At 67.1% G+C, this 14,542-nt stretch carries 18 protein-coding genes; 9 read left to right on the forward strand and 9 right to left on the reverse strand.

Features of this window, described 5'->3' with window-relative positions:
- Positions 1–218 precede the first annotated feature (218 nt).
- The 3 genes from SGR02S_RS04500 to SGR02S_RS04510 are packed head-to-tail and all read left to right on the forward strand — an operon-like array spanning position 219 to position 3,582.
- Positions 219–1,394: a P1 family peptidase gene (locus tag SGR02S_RS04500; RefSeq protein WP_067106179.1), complete on the forward strand. Its 1,176-nt coding sequence runs from the start codon at positions 219–221 to the stop codon at positions 1,392–1,394.
- A 5-nt stretch (positions 1,395–1,399) separates the two neighbouring features.
- Positions 1,400–2,527: an NAD(P)/FAD-dependent oxidoreductase gene (locus SGR02S_RS04505; protein WP_255211386.1), complete on the forward strand. Its 1,128-nt coding sequence runs from the start codon at positions 1,400–1,402 to the stop codon at positions 2,525–2,527.
- A gap of 47 nt (positions 2,528–2,574) precedes the next feature.
- Positions 2,575–3,582 carry an isoaspartyl peptidase/L-asparaginase family protein gene (locus SGR02S_RS04510; protein ID WP_082796957.1) on the forward strand — a complete coding sequence of 336 codons (1,008 nt, stop codon included), beginning with the start codon at positions 2,575–2,577 and terminating at the stop codon, positions 3,580–3,582.
- A 105-nt stretch (positions 3,583–3,687) separates the two neighbouring features.
- On the opposite strand, the gene SGR02S_RS04515 is transcribed toward SGR02S_RS04510, so the two are convergent.
- The 3 genes from SGR02S_RS04515 to SGR02S_RS04525 all read right to left on the reverse strand — a co-directional run bounded on the left by SGR02S_RS04515 (position 3,688) and on the right by SGR02S_RS04525 (position 4,829).
- Positions 3,688–4,035 (reverse strand): hypothetical protein, encoded by a 348-nt coding sequence (locus SGR02S_RS04515; RefSeq protein ID WP_369691225.1) that lies wholly within the window; start codon positions 4,033–4,035, stop codon positions 3,688–3,690.
- A gap of 108 nt (positions 4,036–4,143) precedes the next feature.
- Positions 4,144–4,443: a CtrA inhibitor SciP gene (gene sciP / locus SGR02S_RS04520; protein ID WP_067106105.1), complete on the reverse strand. Its 300-nt coding sequence runs from the start codon at positions 4,441–4,443 to the stop codon at positions 4,144–4,146.
- 2 nt (positions 4,444–4,445) lie between these two features.
- Entirely contained in the window at positions 4,446–4,829 is a 384-nt protein-coding gene (locus SGR02S_RS04525; protein WP_067106108.1) for a hypothetical protein, read from the reverse strand.
- A gap of 144 nt (positions 4,830–4,973) precedes the next feature.
- Here SGR02S_RS04525 and mnmA point away from each other — a divergent pair, with 144 nt between their 5' ends.
- The 5 genes from mnmA to SGR02S_RS04550 all read left to right on the forward strand — a co-directional run bounded on the left by mnmA (position 4,974) and on the right by SGR02S_RS04550 (position 8,343).
- Complete coding sequence (mnmA, locus tag SGR02S_RS04530; protein WP_067106182.1) at positions 4,974–6,107, forward strand: tRNA 2-thiouridine(34) synthase MnmA; 1,134 nt, start codon at positions 4,974–4,976, stop codon at positions 6,105–6,107.
- A 93-nt stretch (positions 6,108–6,200) separates the two neighbouring features.
- Positions 6,201–6,617 (forward strand): hypothetical protein, encoded by a 417-nt coding sequence (locus SGR02S_RS04535; RefSeq protein ID WP_067106109.1) that lies wholly within the window; start codon positions 6,201–6,203, stop codon positions 6,615–6,617.
- A 285-nt stretch (positions 6,618–6,902) separates the two neighbouring features.
- The gene (locus SGR02S_RS04540; RefSeq protein WP_255211384.1) at positions 6,903–7,598 is read left to right on the forward strand and encodes a DsbA family oxidoreductase; all 696 of its coding nucleotides are present in this window, start codon (positions 6,903–6,905) and stop codon (positions 7,596–7,598) included.
- A gap of 58 nt (positions 7,599–7,656) precedes the next feature.
- Positions 7,657–7,968, forward strand: a complete 312-nt coding sequence (locus SGR02S_RS04545; RefSeq protein ID WP_067106112.1) for a hypothetical protein — start codon at positions 7,657–7,659, stop codon at positions 7,966–7,968.
- A gap of 141 nt (positions 7,969–8,109) precedes the next feature.
- Positions 8,110–8,343: a DUF2171 domain-containing protein gene (locus SGR02S_RS04550; RefSeq protein ID WP_067106114.1), complete on the forward strand. Its 234-nt coding sequence runs from the start codon at positions 8,110–8,112 to the stop codon at positions 8,341–8,343.
- A gap of 230 nt (positions 8,344–8,573) precedes the next feature.
- Here SGR02S_RS04550 and SGR02S_RS04555 read toward each other — a convergent pair whose 3' ends face one another.
- Both SGR02S_RS04555 and SGR02S_RS20210 read right to left on the reverse strand, forming a co-directional pair.
- Positions 8,574–9,056 (reverse strand): hypothetical protein, encoded by a 483-nt coding sequence (locus SGR02S_RS04555; RefSeq protein WP_156482973.1) that lies wholly within the window; start codon positions 9,054–9,056, stop codon positions 8,574–8,576.
- 289 nt (positions 9,057–9,345) lie between these two features.
- Positions 9,346–9,498 (reverse strand): hypothetical protein, encoded by a 153-nt coding sequence (locus SGR02S_RS20210; protein WP_169799637.1) that lies wholly within the window; start codon positions 9,496–9,498, stop codon positions 9,346–9,348.
- 158 nt (positions 9,499–9,656) lie between these two features.
- Between SGR02S_RS20210 and SGR02S_RS04560 the strand changes: the two genes are divergently transcribed.
- Positions 9,657–10,154 carry a hypothetical protein gene (locus SGR02S_RS04560; RefSeq protein ID WP_255211385.1) on the forward strand — a complete coding sequence of 166 codons (498 nt, stop codon included), beginning with the start codon at positions 9,657–9,659 and terminating at the stop codon, positions 10,152–10,154.
- A gap of 73 nt (positions 10,155–10,227) precedes the next feature.
- Here the strand turns inward: SGR02S_RS04560 and SGR02S_RS04565 are convergent, their stop codons facing one another.
- The 4 genes from SGR02S_RS04565 to SGR02S_RS04580 form a co-directional block, all read right to left on the reverse strand.
- Positions 10,228–10,458: a hypothetical protein gene (locus tag SGR02S_RS04565; RefSeq protein WP_067106118.1), complete on the reverse strand. Its 231-nt coding sequence runs from the start codon at positions 10,456–10,458 to the stop codon at positions 10,228–10,230.
- A gap of 133 nt (positions 10,459–10,591) precedes the next feature.
- Positions 10,592–11,653, reverse strand: a complete 1,062-nt coding sequence (locus tag SGR02S_RS04570; RefSeq protein WP_067106120.1) for a ribonucleotide-diphosphate reductase subunit beta — start codon at positions 11,651–11,653, stop codon at positions 10,592–10,594.
- Positions 11,654–11,787: 134 nt separating this feature from the next.
- Positions 11,788–12,102: a hypothetical protein gene (locus SGR02S_RS04575; RefSeq protein ID WP_156482974.1), complete on the reverse strand. Its 315-nt coding sequence runs from the start codon at positions 12,100–12,102 to the stop codon at positions 11,788–11,790.
- 102 nt (positions 12,103–12,204) lie between these two features.
- The gene (locus tag SGR02S_RS04580; protein WP_067106124.1) at positions 12,205–14,148 is read right to left on the reverse strand and encodes a ribonucleoside-diphosphate reductase subunit alpha; all 1,944 of its coding nucleotides are present in this window, start codon (positions 14,146–14,148) and stop codon (positions 12,205–12,207) included.
- Between the last annotated feature and the right edge of the window lie 394 nt (positions 14,149–14,542).

The following is a 14,542-nucleotide window of genomic DNA, read 5'->3' on the forward strand; positions in this document are numbered from 1 at the left end:
CCCCCCTTCCGCGCGGATACGACCGAAAAGCTAATAAATCTCTGCGATCCGCCGCGCGAAGGGACCTGCGGTCCGCAATCCCTTTTGCCAATGGGACCGCGGACGTATAGGCAGAATTTCCTGTCCCGCCGCGGAGCCGATCCTTGCGTCCATCTTCCATTTCCCGCAGCCTTTCCGCTTTCGTCGGTCTTGGGCTGCTTTGCGCAGCCTTCGGGGATCTGGGTCGATCGTGGGCGCGTGATGCGGAAAAGCCGGCTCCCGCCGCCGCGGAGCGCGTTCGGGCGCGCGACATAGGCATCGCGCCCGGCCTGTTCGCGCCGGGGCCGCTCAATGCCATTACCGACGTAGGCGACATTCGCGTCGGACAGGTGACACGGATCGAGGGCGCCGACGTGCGCACGGGCGTGACTGCCATCCTGCCGCACGGCGGCAATCTGTTTCAGGACAAGGTGCCGGCGGGCGTCGTCGTTGCGAACGGCTTCGGAAAATTCGCGGGCACGACGCAGATCGCCGAACTGGGGGAGGTCGAGACGCCGATCGTCCTCACCAACACGCTGAACGTCGCGCAGGCGATCGACGGTGTCGTCGACTGGACGCTGCGCCAGCCGGGGAATGAATCGGTGCGGTCGGTCAACGCGGTGGCTGGCGAAACTAACGACGGCCATCTCAACGCTATCCGCAAGCGGGCGATCACCCGCGCCGACGTCGTCGCGGCGATCGAAGGCGCGCGGCCGGGGCCGGTCGCCGAAGGCAGCGTCGGCGCGGGCACCGGCACCATGGCGTTCGGCTGGAAGGGCGGGATCGGAACGAGTTCGCGGGTCCTGCCGCCGGCGCTGGGCGGCTATCGCGTCGGCGTCCTCGTCCAGACCAACTATGGCGGCACGCTGGTCATGGACGGCCTGCCGGTCGGCCGGGCGCTGGGGCGCTATTATCTGAAGGACCATGGTGAGCGGACGGCGGCGGACGGCTCGATCATCCTGGTCGTCGCGACCGACGCGCCGCTCGGCGACCGCAACCTGACCCGTCTCGCGCACCGCGCGATCGCCGGGCTGGCGCGAACCGGATCGGCCTTTTCCAACGGCTCGGGCGATTATGCCATCGCCTTCTCGACCGCCGCCGATGTGCGCCGCACGCCCGCGCGCCGCGCCGGGGTCGCGGCCTATCCCGAATTGTCCAACGATGCCGTCTCGCCGCTGTTCGTCGCCGCTGCCGAAGCCGCCGAAGAGGCGATCTACAATTCGCTGCTGATGGCGACGACGGTCGAGCGGCAGGCAACGGCGGAAGCGCCGGCGGCGCGCGGCGAGGCGCTCGACATCGCAGCGGTCAGGGCGCTGATCGCGCGCCACCGCCCGCCGACGGAAAGCCGGCATGAAACGAAAAGGAGCAACCGTTGAAGCGCGTGGAGATCGTGGTGATCGGGGGCGGGATCGCGGGCGTATCCGCCGCCGCGCTGTTCGCAAGGCATGCGCCGACCGTGCTGCTCGAGCGGGAAAGCGCGCTCGGCTATCATTCGTCGGGACGCAGCGCGACCTTCTATCATTTCGGGATCGGCGACGATGTGGTGCGCGGCCTGACCGCGGCCAGCCGCTTCTTCTTCGCCGACCCGCCGCCCGGCTATTCGGACGTGCCGCTGTGGCAGGAAAAGGCGGCGCTGTTCATCGCCACGCCGCAGCACATGGACGGACTGGTCGCGCTCGAAACGGAGATGCGCCGCTTTACGGACAGCATCGCCCGGGTCGGCCCGGACGAGATGCAGGCGATCGTGCCGGTCCTGAAGGTCGGAGGCGAGGGCGCGGTGGCGGGCGTCCTCGATACCGGCGGGCGAAAGCTCGACGCCGATCTGCTGCTCCAGGCCAATGCGCGCGCTCTGCGCGCGGCGGGGGGCGAGATCCGCTTCAACGCCGGCGTGACGGGGATCGCGCACGACGGCACCGAGTGGATCGTCGACACGGCCGAAGGACGCTATGCCGCGAAGGCGGTGGTCAACGCGGCGGGCGCCTGGGCCGACGAACTGGCGGTGCTCGCGGGGGTCCGGCCGCTTGGCCTGACGCCGCTGCGGCGCACGATCATCGGGTTCGACCCGCCTGAAGGCATCCCGATCGCGGACTGGCCGTTCCTCAAGACGGTTCAGGACGACGGCTTCTACATGCTGCCCGACGCCGGACGCCTGCTCGTGTCGCCGATGGACGTCACGCCATCGCCGCCGTGCGACGTCCAGCCCGAAGATTATGAGATGGCGCTCGCCGCCTGGCGCATCGAAGAGGCGACGACGCTGTCGGTGGGCCGGATCGCGCTCAAATGGGCCGGACTTCGCAGTTTCGTCGCCGACAAGGTGCCGACGGCGGGTTTCGCCCCCGACGCACCCGGCTTCTTCTGGCTGGCGGGGCAGGGCGGCTACGGCCTCCAGACGTCGCCGGCGATGGCGATGGCGGCGGAGGCGCTGCTGTTCGGCCTGCCGTGGCCGGGGCTGCTTTCGGAGCATGGCGTCGAGCCGCATCATATCCGTCCCGACCGGCTGTTCGCCTGACGGCGCGCCCGGTCCGAAGATCGTCCACCGCAACAGGGGAGTCCCGCATGCGTTTTCTGTCTCTCTTCGGCGCTCTTTCCCTCGTCGCCGCGCCGGCCGCCGGGGCTCAGTCGCCATCGCAGGTCTCGGCCCCGCCGGGCTGGACCATCGTGATCCACGGCGGTGCCGGCACGATCGAACGCGATCGCCTGACGCCCGAACAGGACAAGGAGATTCGCGCTGCGCTCGGCCGCGCGATCGATGCGGGGAGTGCGGTGCTCGCGGCCAAGGGCAGTTCGCTCGATGCGGTCGAGGCGGCGATCAAAGTGCTCGAGGACGATCCGCATTTCAACGCGGGCCGCGGCGCGGTCTTCACCTGGGAGGGGCGCAACGAACTCGACGCCGCGATCATGGATGGCCGCACCCGGGCGGCGGGCGCGGTGACGGGCGTGACGCGGACGCGCCATCCGGTCAGCCTGGCGCGCGCGGTGATGGAAAAGAGCCCGCATGTCTTCCTGAGCGGTGCGGGAGCCGACGGCTTCGCGGTCGAGCAGGGCCTTCAGCAGGTCGATCCGGAATGGTTCGCGACGCCCGAACGCCGCCGGCAGCTCGAACGGATGAAGGCGAAGCAGCTCGGTTCCTATGACGTCGATCGCAAATATGGCACCGTGGGCGCCGTCGCCGTCGACGTCGAGGGGCATGTCGCCGCGGCGACCTCCACCGGCGGCCTCACCGGCAAGCGCTGGGGCCGCATCGGCGATGCGCCGGTGATCGGCGCCGGCACCTATGCCGACGATCGCGCCTGCGCGGTGTCGGCGACCGGCGCGGGGGAATATTTCATCCGCGTCGGCGCGGCGCACGAAATCTGCGCGCGCATCCGGATGAAGGGCGAAGCGCCCAAGCAGGCGGCCGACGCGGTCATGGCCGAACTGGAGGCGCTGGGCGGCACCGGCGGCGTGATCGTCACCGGACCCGGCGGCACCGCCGCCTGGTCGTTCAATACGCCGGGCATGTATCGCGGCAAGGCGACCAGCACCGGCGAGCGCAAGGTTGCGATCTACAAGGACGAAGACTGAGCGGTTTCGGCCGGGGGCGGTCTTTGCTGCGGTCACGCTCATGACAAAGGGCGCCGGAGGATTGACCTCCGGCGCCCTTGCTTTGCCTTGGGCGAGCCGTTCGCCTTATTTCTTCTCGTCGACGGGCGGCACGGTCGCCGGGGGGGGCGCGACGGTTCCGTTGTCGATCGCGTCGGCCTTGGCTTCGCCGGCTGCTTCAACCGCGTCGGCCTTGTCCTCGGTGGCTTCCTTGGCGGGGCCTTCGGGCATGGCGTCGGCCTGGGCGTCGATGGCGTCCGCCTGGGCTTCGGCCTGATCCTCGACCTTGTCGGCCTGCGGGCTCTGGCAAGCGCCCAGCGCGAGGGCCGACGCGGCGGCGAGGGTGATCACAATCTTGCGCATATCGAGTTCTCTCCAAGTTTGACTCGGGGGCTTAACGCGGGATGAACGCATCGGTTGCAGGAAAATCGTCAAATATCGGAAGCAAGGCGATTCTTTCTCGATCCCACCACCGCTATTGCGGCACTCCGGACAAAAAGAAGGCGCCCGAAGGCGCCCCCTTTCGTCCAGCGATGCCCGCAGTCAGAAGCGTTGCTGGCGCTCGTAGAGGTCGCGGTAGTGCTGGATGCGCGTGACGCGCAGGCCGGCCATGCCGCTGCGGTCGATCGAGCGCTGCCAGCTGGCGAATTCCTCGAGGCTCAGGCTATAGCGCTCGCACGCTTCGTCGACCGTCAGCAGCCCGCCATTGACCGCGGCGACGACCTCTGCCTTGCGTCGGACGACCCAGCGCGTGGTGTTCGGCGGCGGCAGCGTGTCCAGCGTCAGCGGTTCCCCGAGGGGGCCGATGACCTGGGCCGGGCGGATTTTCTGATTCTCGATCATGCTCATTCCATAATGTCTGCAACGGGGGGGATCGGTTCAACCGACATTCGCCGGTCTAGAAAGGCGGGGCTCAACATCGGCTGAAACCCTCTGGTAAACGGACCGTTCACGGTTTCGGTCAAATCCTGCGTTTCGGGCGACAGGTCGAAGAAGCGCGCGGGCCGTGCCGCCGCGTCCTGCATGTCGCCGCGCCTGCCCCCCAACAGGTCGCGGACGGCGCCCACCCGCACCGCATGCGCTTCGCCGTGTGTGCGCTCGCGCATCATCCGCACCGTCGGCAACGCCGCCTGCCGCGCGCTCGACACCGCCAGCAATATGTCGAAGCCGGGCTTCGACAGGCGGGCCGCACCGGCGAAGGGCGGAAGATCGGACGGCACAAGGTTCATGCCACCCGTCTAGCGGCAACCGCCTAAGGCCGCGTAAATGCTCATTTCAGAGCTTGTTAGCGAAGCTTAATCTCCGTCAATATTTTGACAGACGTCCCGGAAATACTGGCATCTCGCCGCTATCGTCCCTAGATGGCGGCCATCATGGCAGCGCTGCTTACCCCCGACCGACTCGGCGATTTCCAGCTCGCCGAACCGCTGAAGGCCCGGCGAATCGTCGTCGCCATGTCGGGCGGCGTCGATTCGAGCGTGGTCGCGGCGCTCGCCGCGCGCTCGGGCGCCGAGGTGATCGGGGTGACGCTCCAGCTTTACGAGCATGGCGCGAAGGCGAAGCGCGTCGGTGCCTGCTGCGCGGGTCAGGACATCCGCGACGCGCGCGCCGTCGCCGACCGGCTGGGTTTCGCGCATCATGTCCACGACCATGAAAGCCGCTTTCGCGACACCGTGATCGACCAGTTCGCCGACGAATATCTCGCCGGGCGCACCCCGATCCCCTGCGTGCGCTGCAACATGGGGGTCAAGTTCACCGACCTGTTCCAGCTCGCGCGCGATCTGGGCGCCGATTGTCTGGCGACCGGCCATTATGTGCGCCGCGTGATGGGCCCCATGGGCGCGGAATTGCACCGCGCCCTCGATCCGGCGCGCGACCAGAGCTATTTCCTCTTCGCGACGACGCAGGAGCAGCTCGATTTCCTGCGCTTCCCGCTCGGCGGGCTCGAAAAGAGCGCGGTGCGCGAGATCGCGCGCGAGCTCGGCCTCGGCGTCGCGGCCAAGCCCGACAGCCAGGACATCTGTTTCGTCCCCGACGGCGACTATGCGGGGCTCGTGCGCAAGCTGCGGCCCGAAGCCGACGATCGGGGAGAGATCGTCCATGTCGACGGCACCCTGCTCGGCGCGCACAAGGGCCTGATCCACTACACAGTCGGCCAGCGCCGCGGGATCGACGTCGGCGGGCAGGCCGAGCCGCTTTATGTCGTGCGGCTGGAGGCGGAGACGAAGCGCGTCGTCGTCGGCCCGCGGCGGGCGCTCGCGGTATCGGGCGCGCGGCTCGGCGAGACGAACTGGCTCGCCGATATCGAAGGGCGCGATGTGCTGGCGAAGGTCCGCAGCATGGCGAAGCCGGTGCCGGCGCGCATGGTGGGCGACCGGCTGTTGTTCGCGGCGCCCGAATATGGCGTCGCGCCGGGGCAGGCGGCGGTGCTCTATGACGCCGATGATGCGAGCCGGGTGCTCGGCGGCGGGTGGATCGAGCAAAGCTTCGCGGCCGACGCCGCCTGATCCGAGGCGCGGCGCGCCCCTCGCGGCGCGCAAGGATGGGATTGCACTTTTCCCGGCGATGCCGCAGCCTGCGGCCAGCAAGGGAGAAGAGCGATGATCAACTGGGTATTGCGCGGTGCCGTCCTGCTCTGGGCGCTGCTGTTCGCCATATTGGGCGTGCGGGGTGTGCTCGATCCCGCCACCTATGTCGAACAGTTCGGCATCGGTGTCGATGGCGCCGCCGCGAACACGGTGCGCGCCGACATGTCGGCCTTTTTCCTGGTCGCGGCAGGCGGGGCGGCGGTCGGGGCGCTCGTGCCCGGCTGGCTTCGCGCGCTGCTGGTCCCCGCGGCGCTCTATGGCACCGCGCTTCTCGGCCGCCTGATCGGCGCCGCGAGCGGCGATGTGGTCAATGGCGGCATCGTCCAGGCGATGATCATCGAGGCGCTGTCCACCGCTCTGATGATCGGGGCCTGGTGGACCCTGTCGCGTCCAGGCCTGGCTGACGGCGCCGTCTCGCAGGGCGGCTGATCCGGGCCTTCAATACTCCGCCGATTGTCTTTTCGCCGATAATGTGAATAATGTTTCGCGGGTCGCAGCAGCTTTTCCCTTTTCGTGCGGGAAAGGAAGACCATGTCGCGAGATCAGGACAAGAGGGACCGGGCGGATCGGCGCTCGGGCGACCGGAGGGTAGCGGACGACCCGAATTACAAAGGGCCGGAGCGACGCAGCGGTGACGATCGCCGTTCGGGCAAGGATCGCCGTTCGCCTTCCTGAATCCGGTCAACACGCACGGCGGTGCGCAGGAGGACAATCGTGACCGATACGGCAATCCCGCGCCTCGACGTCGATATCGTATCCGACGTGATGTGCCCCTGGTGCATCATCGGCTGGCTCCGTTTCGAGCAGGCGATGGCGCATTTCGGGGGGCGGCTGGCCTTTCGCGTCCGCTGGCACCCGTTCGAGCTCAACCCCGACATGCCGCCCGAGGGCGAGGACGCGGCGAGCCACGTGATGCGCAAATATGGGATCAGCGCCGAACAGAGCCGCACGAACAGCGAAAGGCTCGCCGCCGCGGCCGCCGAACTGGGCTTCGTCTTCAATCGCGGGCCCGCGTTCCGCATGCGCAACAGCTTCGACGCCCACCGGCTGCTCGCCTGGGCGGCTGGATGCGAAGCGGCCGAACCGGCGGGGACGGCGACCGGGGTCCAGACTGCGCTGAAGCTAGCGCTTTTCCGCGCCCATTTCACCGACAATCGCGACGTCGGCGATCCGCAGGTGCTGGCCGATGTCGCGGCATCGGCGGGCCTCGACCCGGCGCGCGCCGCCACGATCCTCGCGGGCGATGCCTATGCCGAGGAGGTTCGCGCCGAAGAGGCGTATTGGACCGATAACAATATCACCGGCGTGCCGGCCTTCATCCTCTGCGGCCGTATGCTGATTCCCGGCGCGCAGGATCCCGAGGTTTTCGTCCGTATCATCGAGAACAAGCTGCTGACGGCCGCTGCCTGACGGAACGGCCGCGGCGCCTCGGGCGTTTCCCGGTCATCCCCCAGCGATGGAGCCGGTCATGGTCGACGAACCCCGCAACGACAAGAATGAAGCGCCCGAGGCGCGGAACCGCGAACAGCAGGACGAGGAGGCGCAGGCCCAGACCGTCGCCGAGGCCGCGCGCCGCGCTCGCCCGCTCGAAGACAGCCGGAAGACGAAGGCGCGCGACGAACGCGACGATGCCGAGGACCTGATCGACCATATGCGCCAGATGGAGCGATCGGGCCGGATCGACATGGACGCCTATCGCGGCGAGCGCAGCGACGATGACGAAGAGGCCGAACTGGGGCCGGGCGGCATCGAAGACGACGAACCGCGCGGCGCGCCCTGACAGACCCCATCCTGTCGCGAGACGCTGCGCGACCGCAGCTTTCGGGCGGTTCGTCGGAGCGCGCGGAGCCGAAGCGGGCCTTGCGCGTATCACCTCCATCGTCGCCGCGGAACGGACGGCGGCGCGGCAAGGAGACAGACCATGGCCGATCACGACCATAGCGCGATCAAGGAACATATGCATGTCATCGGCGCCGACGGCGTCCATATCGGCACTGTCGATCATCTCGACGGCGAGCGGATCAAGCTGACCCGCGCCGACAGCGGCGACGGCCGACATCATTATCTGCCGGCGGGTCTCGTCGCTTCGGTCGATGGCGACACGGTTCGCCTGTCGGCGAACGCCGCGAACGCGGTCGACCTGTTCGAGGAATGATCGGATAACCAGAGGGCCGGGGGAGCAATCCGGCACCCCGGCACCGAAACTGGCCCGTCCCGACGCCCCGGGGCGGGCCATTTCCTTTTTGGCGAAAGCCGAGGTTAGCCCCTTCCCGCGCGGGCAATCGGTTGCGCATCGAAAAACGGAGCCGGACACGCGGACCGGCTCCGTTCGATACTCGCCCGGTCGCCACGCGGATCGCGGCGGCCGGAGCTTTTTGACTGACTTCAGCGCGTCGTTGCGTCGGCGTTCGTCTCGCCCTCGGCGCTGCCGCGCGCCTCGAGGCCGGCCTTCGGCAGCTTGGTCACCAGCGTACCCGCCGCGCCGTCAGCCTGCCGGTAGAGCGAGGAAAGCGGCACGTTGTAAAGCTTGCCGCCGTCGACCACCACCGCATTGTCGCCATCGATGCTTTGCACCGTGCCGATGCTCTTGCCCTTGGTGTCGGTGACCTGAACGCCGGCGCGTACCTCCTCGCGCGTCGCGAGGGTCAGCTTGGTCGTATCGGCGGTTCTGTTCACCGTGCCGTCGACGCGGTCGACCGTGTCGCCGACCGGCTGCGTCACCCGATCGACCGTATTGCCGACCGTCGCGCCCGGATCGACCTGCGCGCCGAGCGTGCCGCCAACGGCGCCGCCGACGTCGAGCTGGGCGAATGCGGGAACCGCAAGCAGCGCGGTGCCCGCGGCGAATATCATCATCGTCTTGCGCATCATCATTCTCCATCGGGTATGGGAGTCCGCGAAGGGACGGATGCGGGTAAAACGAAGGATCGGCGGCGCTGTTGCATGGCGCCAAGTCGCGCCGACTGTCTGATCAGATGCTGCCGTTAGAAATTACCTATTTCTTACACACGCTTATGCTGAATCTGGAAGGATGGCGAAAAGCGCCGAGACGCCGCGAGGTTGCGACGAACGCGGCCGGCGGTAGCGGAATGGTCGTCGCAGACCATCGGCTTTCCGATTCGCTCTTGCAGCGGGCTTCCGACTTCGGCGCGAGGCGTCAGTGGCGGGACGCGGGCCGCGGCGCGATCAGCCGGTTCAGCGTGGCGATGCGCCGCCGCGCCGCGGTCCAGTCGCGCTCGGGATGCGCCTGAATCTGATAGAGGAGCGCGCGGACCTCCTTGCGGCGATCGCCTTCGGTCACGACCTGCATGGCATTTCTCCTTTTCCGGACCAGCCTACCATGCGCCCGCCGAGTCGGGCAAAGCGGTCTCGCCCGCAATCCGTCTTGGTGGGAGAGCGGATCAGCGTGGCGCCGCGACGGTTGCGCGCGGGCTGGCGCGGTGCGGCGGCGATGCTATGGACCGGGCGATGACGCACCGGGGTTCGAGGATGATCGTGATCGGCCGATTGAGGGCGAAGCCGCTGCTGGCGGGGCAATTGCTGTGCGCGCTGGCGGCGGCCGGCCTGATCGCGCGGCAGGCACGCGGCGCGAACGTGACGGAGGTCGCGATGAACCTGCTGTTCGGCAATCTGGTGGTGACCGCGGCCCTTGCGGCGGCGATCTTCGGCTTCGTCGGCTTCTTCCGCGCGTGGCGGCGCCGCGATGCCTGGATCGTCCACGACGGCGCGCAGCTCTATCGTGGCACCGACGCCGCGTGGCCGCTCGCGCTGATCCGCGACGTGGTGATCGAACGCAACGACCTCGGCATCGCGTCGTTGCGGCTGGTCGTCGACGATGACAGCGAGGTGACGCGCGAACTGGTCAAGCTCTACCTGCTCGAAGACTCGCCCGATGCGGTGCGCGGCGGCGTGATGTTCGCGGTGGGCCGCATGCGGAGCCCCGGCGGTTCGGTGTCGGTGCATTGATGCCGCGGCATTCGGGGGCGATTCCCCGTTGCAGGATCGTCCGGGGGAACCCGGAGCGACCGGAATAGCCGCCTTAAACCGAAAATCCGCCCTTGTTCCGCCGGTTGGAGTTTGCCGCCAGCACCTTCTTGCCCGTCGGGGTCAGCGCCCATCTGGCGCCCTGCTGCGCGACGAGGCCCAGTGCGACGAGTTCGTCGCGGATGGGGTCGGCGGCGAGTTGGGGGCGGCGGTTGGAGAGACCCTCGAGCGTCGCGCGCTGGGGCTGGCTGAGGATCAGGAGTTTGAGTTTCTTCTTTTCGGTCATTCTGTCGTCTCTGACTTCTCGTTCCTAAGCGTCCGGGGCGGACATCGGATGCCCGCCCCGCCGTGATTGATGGGACGGAGCCCATAAATAAGTCTCGCTGCCCCTCCCGCGAGCAGGAGGGGGTAAGGAAGGGTTATTCCGCCGCGATGCCCGCCTTGGCGAACATGTCCTCGCCGTCGCCTTCGGCTTCGTCGACCGGCGCGTCGTCGTTCGCCTTCGCCTTCTTGCGGTTGTCGAAGCTGTCCCACACGCTGTTCCAGTCGCCGCGCGTCGCCGCCTTCGAATATTCGGTGGCGCGGGTTTCGAAGAAGTTGGCGTGCTCGACGCCGTTGAGCAGCGGCGCGAGCCAGGGGAGGGGATGCTCCTCGATCATGTAGATCGGCTGGAAACCGAGCTGCCCCAGGCGCCAGTCGGCGATGTAGCGGATATAGCGCTTGATCTCCTTGGGCGTCATGCCGGGGACTGGACCCTGCTCGAACGCAAGGTCGATGAACGCATCCTCGAGCCGCACCGTCTTCTGGCAGCAGTCGATGATGTCCTCCTTCACCGCCTTGGTCAGGCAGTCGCGTTCCTTGGCGAAGGCGTGGAACAGGCGCGTGATGCCTTCGCAATGCAGGCTCTCGTCGCGGATCGACCAGCTGATGATCTGACCCATTCCCTTCATCTTGTTGAAGCGCGGGAAGTTCATCAGCATCGCGAAGCTGGCGAAGAGCTGAAGCCCTTCGGTGAAGCCGCCGAACATCGCAAGCGTACGCGCGATGTCCTCGTCATTGTCGACGCCGAAGGTGCCCATATAGTCGTGCTTGGCGCGCATCTCCTCATATTCGAGGAACATGCCATATTCGCTTTCGGGCATGCCGACCGTGTCGAGCAGGTGCGAATAGGCCGCGATGTGGACCGTTTCCATGTTGCTGAACGCGGTCAGCATCATCTTGATCTCGGTCGGCTTGAACACGCGGCCGTATTTTTCGTGGTAGCAGTCCTGCACCTCGATGTCGGCCTGGGTGAAGAAGCGGAAGATCTGGGTCAGCAGATTGCGTTCGTGGTCGCTGATCTTCTGCGCCCAATCGCGGCAATCCTCGCCCAGCGGCACTTCTTCGGGCACCCAGTGAATCTGCTGCTGGCGCTTCCAGAAATCATAGGCCCAGGGATATTCGAAGGGCTTGTAGGTCTTGCGGGCTTCGAGAAGAGGCATGGTTCGTTTCTTTCGTCAGGCAATGGCAGCAGCAGGGCGGACAGGGACAGACGCCGGACGGCCCGGCGGGCGTCCGGCGTGATAGAAGGGGGTGCGCGGGCCCGGTGCCCCTGCCCCCGGTGCTCGTGCCGACGTCAGCCGGCGGGCGGGATATAGGGCGCGCCGAGCGTCGCGCGACTGTCGATCGCGTCGATCTCCTGACGCTCCCCGCTCAGGAACAGCATCAGGAAGGCGCCGAATCCGCCGAGAACGAACAGGATGATCGCGATCCACACCGCGCGCGCCGACGCCGTCACGCCGCGCGGCGCCGGACCGGGTTCCAGATCGTTGGTACGCCTGGCAAACAGGCGCGCCACGCCGCGCGCGTTGATGATGAGCCAGATCATCGCGACGAAGCTGACCAGCGTGAACAGCGCCGTCAGGATCGGGTAGTGGATGATGTCGCTCATCGCCATGCTCCGCTTCGGCCCGCCTCGCGTTGGAATAACGCGCGAGGGCTGCGGAGGATGCGTGGCGGCGCTCGCCGTGGGACAGGGATGCGCGTGCGCGCATCACTGGCACGCCAGGCATTCGTCGTAATCGGTGCTTTCGGCCGTGAGTTCGTATTTGGGCGCTTCGGCCGTGTTATCGGCCTCGACACCGCCCGCGAAGCCCGCGCGCTGCACCGACTTGGACCGCAGATAATAGAGCGACTTGATACCGAGTTCCCACGCGCGATAGTGGAGCATCAGCAGGTCCCACTTCTCGACGTCCGCCGGGATGAACAGGTTCAGCGACGCCGCCTGGTCGATATAGGGCGTGCGGTCGGCGGCGAGTTCGAGCAGCCAGCGCTGGTCGATCTCGAAGCTCGTCTTGAACGCGTCCTTCTCGTCCTGCGTCAGGAAGTCGAGGTGCTGAACGCTGCCGCCCTTTTCGAGGATCGAATTCCACACCGCATCGCTGTTCTTCGCCTTGTCGACGAGCAGCGATTCGAGGTGCGGGTTCTTGACCACGAAGCTGCCCGACAGCGTCTTGTGGGTGTAGATGTTCGCCGGGATCGGCTCGATGCATGCGCTGGTGCCGCCGCAGATGATGCTGATCGACGCGGTCGGTGCGATCGCCATCTTGCAGCTGAAACGCTCCATCACGCCCTGGTCCGCGGCGTCGGGGCAGGGGCCGCGCTCCTTGGCGAGCAGCATCGACGCCTGGTCGACCTGCGCACGGATATGCTTGAAGATGCGCAGGTTCCACGATTTCGCCATCGCGCCCTCGAAGGGCAGGCCGCGCGCCTGGAGGAAGCTGTGGAAGCCCATGACGCCGAGCCCGACCGAGCGTTCGCGGCTTGCGCTGTATTTGGCGCGCGCCATTTCGTCGGGCGCGCGGTCGATATAGTCGCTGAGGACATTGTCGAGGAAACGCATCACGTCCTCGATGAACGGCTTGTCGCCGCTCCACTCGTCCCAGGTTTCGAGGTTGAGCGACGAGAGGCAGCAGACCGCGGTGCGGTCGTTGCCCAGATGGTCGCGGCCCGTCGGCAGCGTGATCTCCGAACAGAGGTTCGAGGTCGAGACCTTCAGCCCCAGGTCGCGGTGATGCTTGGGCATCATGCGGTTCACCTGGTCGATGAAGATGATGTAGGGCTCGCCGGTCGCGAGCCGCGTCTCGACCAGCTTCTGGAACAGCCCGCGCGCGTCGACGGTGCCGCGGACGCTCTGGTCCTTGGGGCTGCGCAGGTTGAATTCGGCGCCGTCGCGCACCGCTTCCATGAACTCGTCGGTCAGGAGGACGCCGTGGTGGAGGTTGAGCGCCTTGCGGTTGAAGTCGCCCGACGGCTTGCGCACCTCGAGGAACTCCTCGATCTCGGGATGCGAAATGTCGAGGTAGCAGGCGGCCGAACCGCGGCGCAGGCTTCCCTGGCTGATCGCGAGGGTCAGCGAGTCCATCACGCGCACGAAGGGGATGATGCCGCTGGTCTTGCCGTTGAGGCCGACGGGTTCGCCGATGCCGCGGACATTGCCCCAATAGGTGCCGATGCCGCCGCCGCGGCTGGCCAGCCAGACATTCTCGTTCCAGGTACCGACGATCCCCTCGAGGCTGTCGTCGACCGAGTTCAGATAGCAGGAGATGGGCAGGCCGCGGCCGGTGCCGCCGTTTGAGAGCACCGGGGTCGCAGGCATGAACCAGAGGCGCGAGATATAGTCGTAGAGGCGCTGGGCGTGGTCGGCATCGTCGGCATAGGCGCAGGCGACTCGCGCGAACAGGTCCTGATAGGATTCGCCGGGCAGCAGATAGCGGTCCTGCAGCGTCTCCTTGCCGAAATCGGTGAGCAGCGCGTCGCGGCTGGAATCGGTCGTGACCTCGAATCGGCGCGCGTGCACTTTCGGTTCGCCCGAATCGCCCTGTTCGACGACCGGCGAATCAGTCTTCGATTCGGCCGCACCGGGCGCATCGTTTCTCGTCAGTTCCACCGTCGCCACGTCGTTCATCTCCACCCGTTCGGTCTCGCGAAAATCCATCCTGCTTCACCCCGTTTGCATGGCGCGCGACGGCGCCTTCGTTCTTGTCTTGTTCGACTCGGGGCGAAGCCCCAGCCTAGCATCTTTCGGCGCGTCGGGTGGCACATATTTGGCGCACCACGTTCTTTTCCCGCCCCTCTGCACGAAGAGCGACGGAAATCCGCCATTTGCAGCCAGATACAATTTCTTGGGCCCCCCCGACGGATCACCCACCACCTATAGTGCCACTTCGGCGCAGGGATGCAAGAGAGTAAATGCCCGATTACCGACTCGATTCGTCGCTGATTTGATTCGGTTCATCGCTCGCGCACGCTCCGCGACGCGCGCCGGTCACGCTATTCCGCGGGTTCGCCGCATTCAGGTGCGTGGCCGTCAGCGGCCGTGTCACGGCAGG

The sequence above is a fragment of the Sphingopyxis granuli NBRC 100800 genome (genome assembly GCF_001591045.1).
GTDB lineage: Bacteria > Pseudomonadota > Alphaproteobacteria > Sphingomonadales > Sphingomonadaceae > Sphingopyxis > Sphingopyxis granuli.

Bases quoted from the DNA above. Each gene is read 5' to 3' on its own strand.
- SGR02S_RS04510 (WP_082796957.1), top strand. From the start codon at position 2,575: ATGCGTTTTCTGTCTCTCTTCGGCGCTCTTTCCCTCGTCGCCGCGCCG.
- sciP (WP_067106105.1), bottom strand. From the start codon at position 4,443: ATGATCGAGAATCAGAAAATCCGCCCGGCCCAGGTCATCGGCCCCCTC.
- SGR02S_RS04525 (WP_067106108.1), bottom strand. From the start codon at position 4,829: ATGAACCTTGTGCCGTCCGATCTTCCGCCCTTCGCCGGTGCGGCCCGC.
- mnmA (WP_067106182.1), top strand. From the start codon at position 4,974: ATGGCAGCGCTGCTTACCCCCGACCGACTCGGCGATTTCCAGCTCGCC.
- SGR02S_RS04535 (WP_067106109.1), top strand. From the start codon at position 6,201: ATGATCAACTGGGTATTGCGCGGTGCCGTCCTGCTCTGGGCGCTGCTG.
- SGR02S_RS04545 (WP_067106112.1), top strand. From the start codon at position 7,657: ATGGTCGACGAACCCCGCAACGACAAGAATGAAGCGCCCGAGGCGCGG.
- SGR02S_RS04550 (WP_067106114.1), top strand. From the start codon at position 8,110: ATGGCCGATCACGACCATAGCGCGATCAAGGAACATATGCATGTCATC.
- SGR02S_RS04555 (WP_156482973.1), bottom strand. From the start codon at position 9,056: ATGCGCAAGACGATGATGATATTCGCCGCGGGCACCGCGCTGCTTGCG.
- SGR02S_RS20210 (WP_169799637.1), bottom strand. From the start codon at position 9,498: ATGCAGGTCGTGACCGAAGGCGATCGCCGCAAGGAGGTCCGCGCGCTC.
- SGR02S_RS04560 (WP_255211385.1), top strand. From the start codon at position 9,657: ATGACGCACCGGGGTTCGAGGATGATCGTGATCGGCCGATTGAGGGCG.
- SGR02S_RS04565 (WP_067106118.1), bottom strand. From the start codon at position 10,458: ATGACCGAAAAGAAGAAACTCAAACTCCTGATCCTCAGCCAGCCCCAG.
- SGR02S_RS04570 (WP_067106120.1), bottom strand. From the start codon at position 11,653: ATGCCTCTTCTCGAAGCCCGCAAGACCTACAAGCCCTTCGAATATCCC.
- SGR02S_RS04575 (WP_156482974.1), bottom strand. From the start codon at position 12,102: ATGAGCGACATCATCCACTACCCGATCCTGACGGCGCTGTTCACGCTG.
- SGR02S_RS04580 (WP_067106124.1), bottom strand. From the start codon at position 14,148: ATGGATTTTCGCGAGACCGAACGGGTGGAGATGAACGACGTGGCGACG.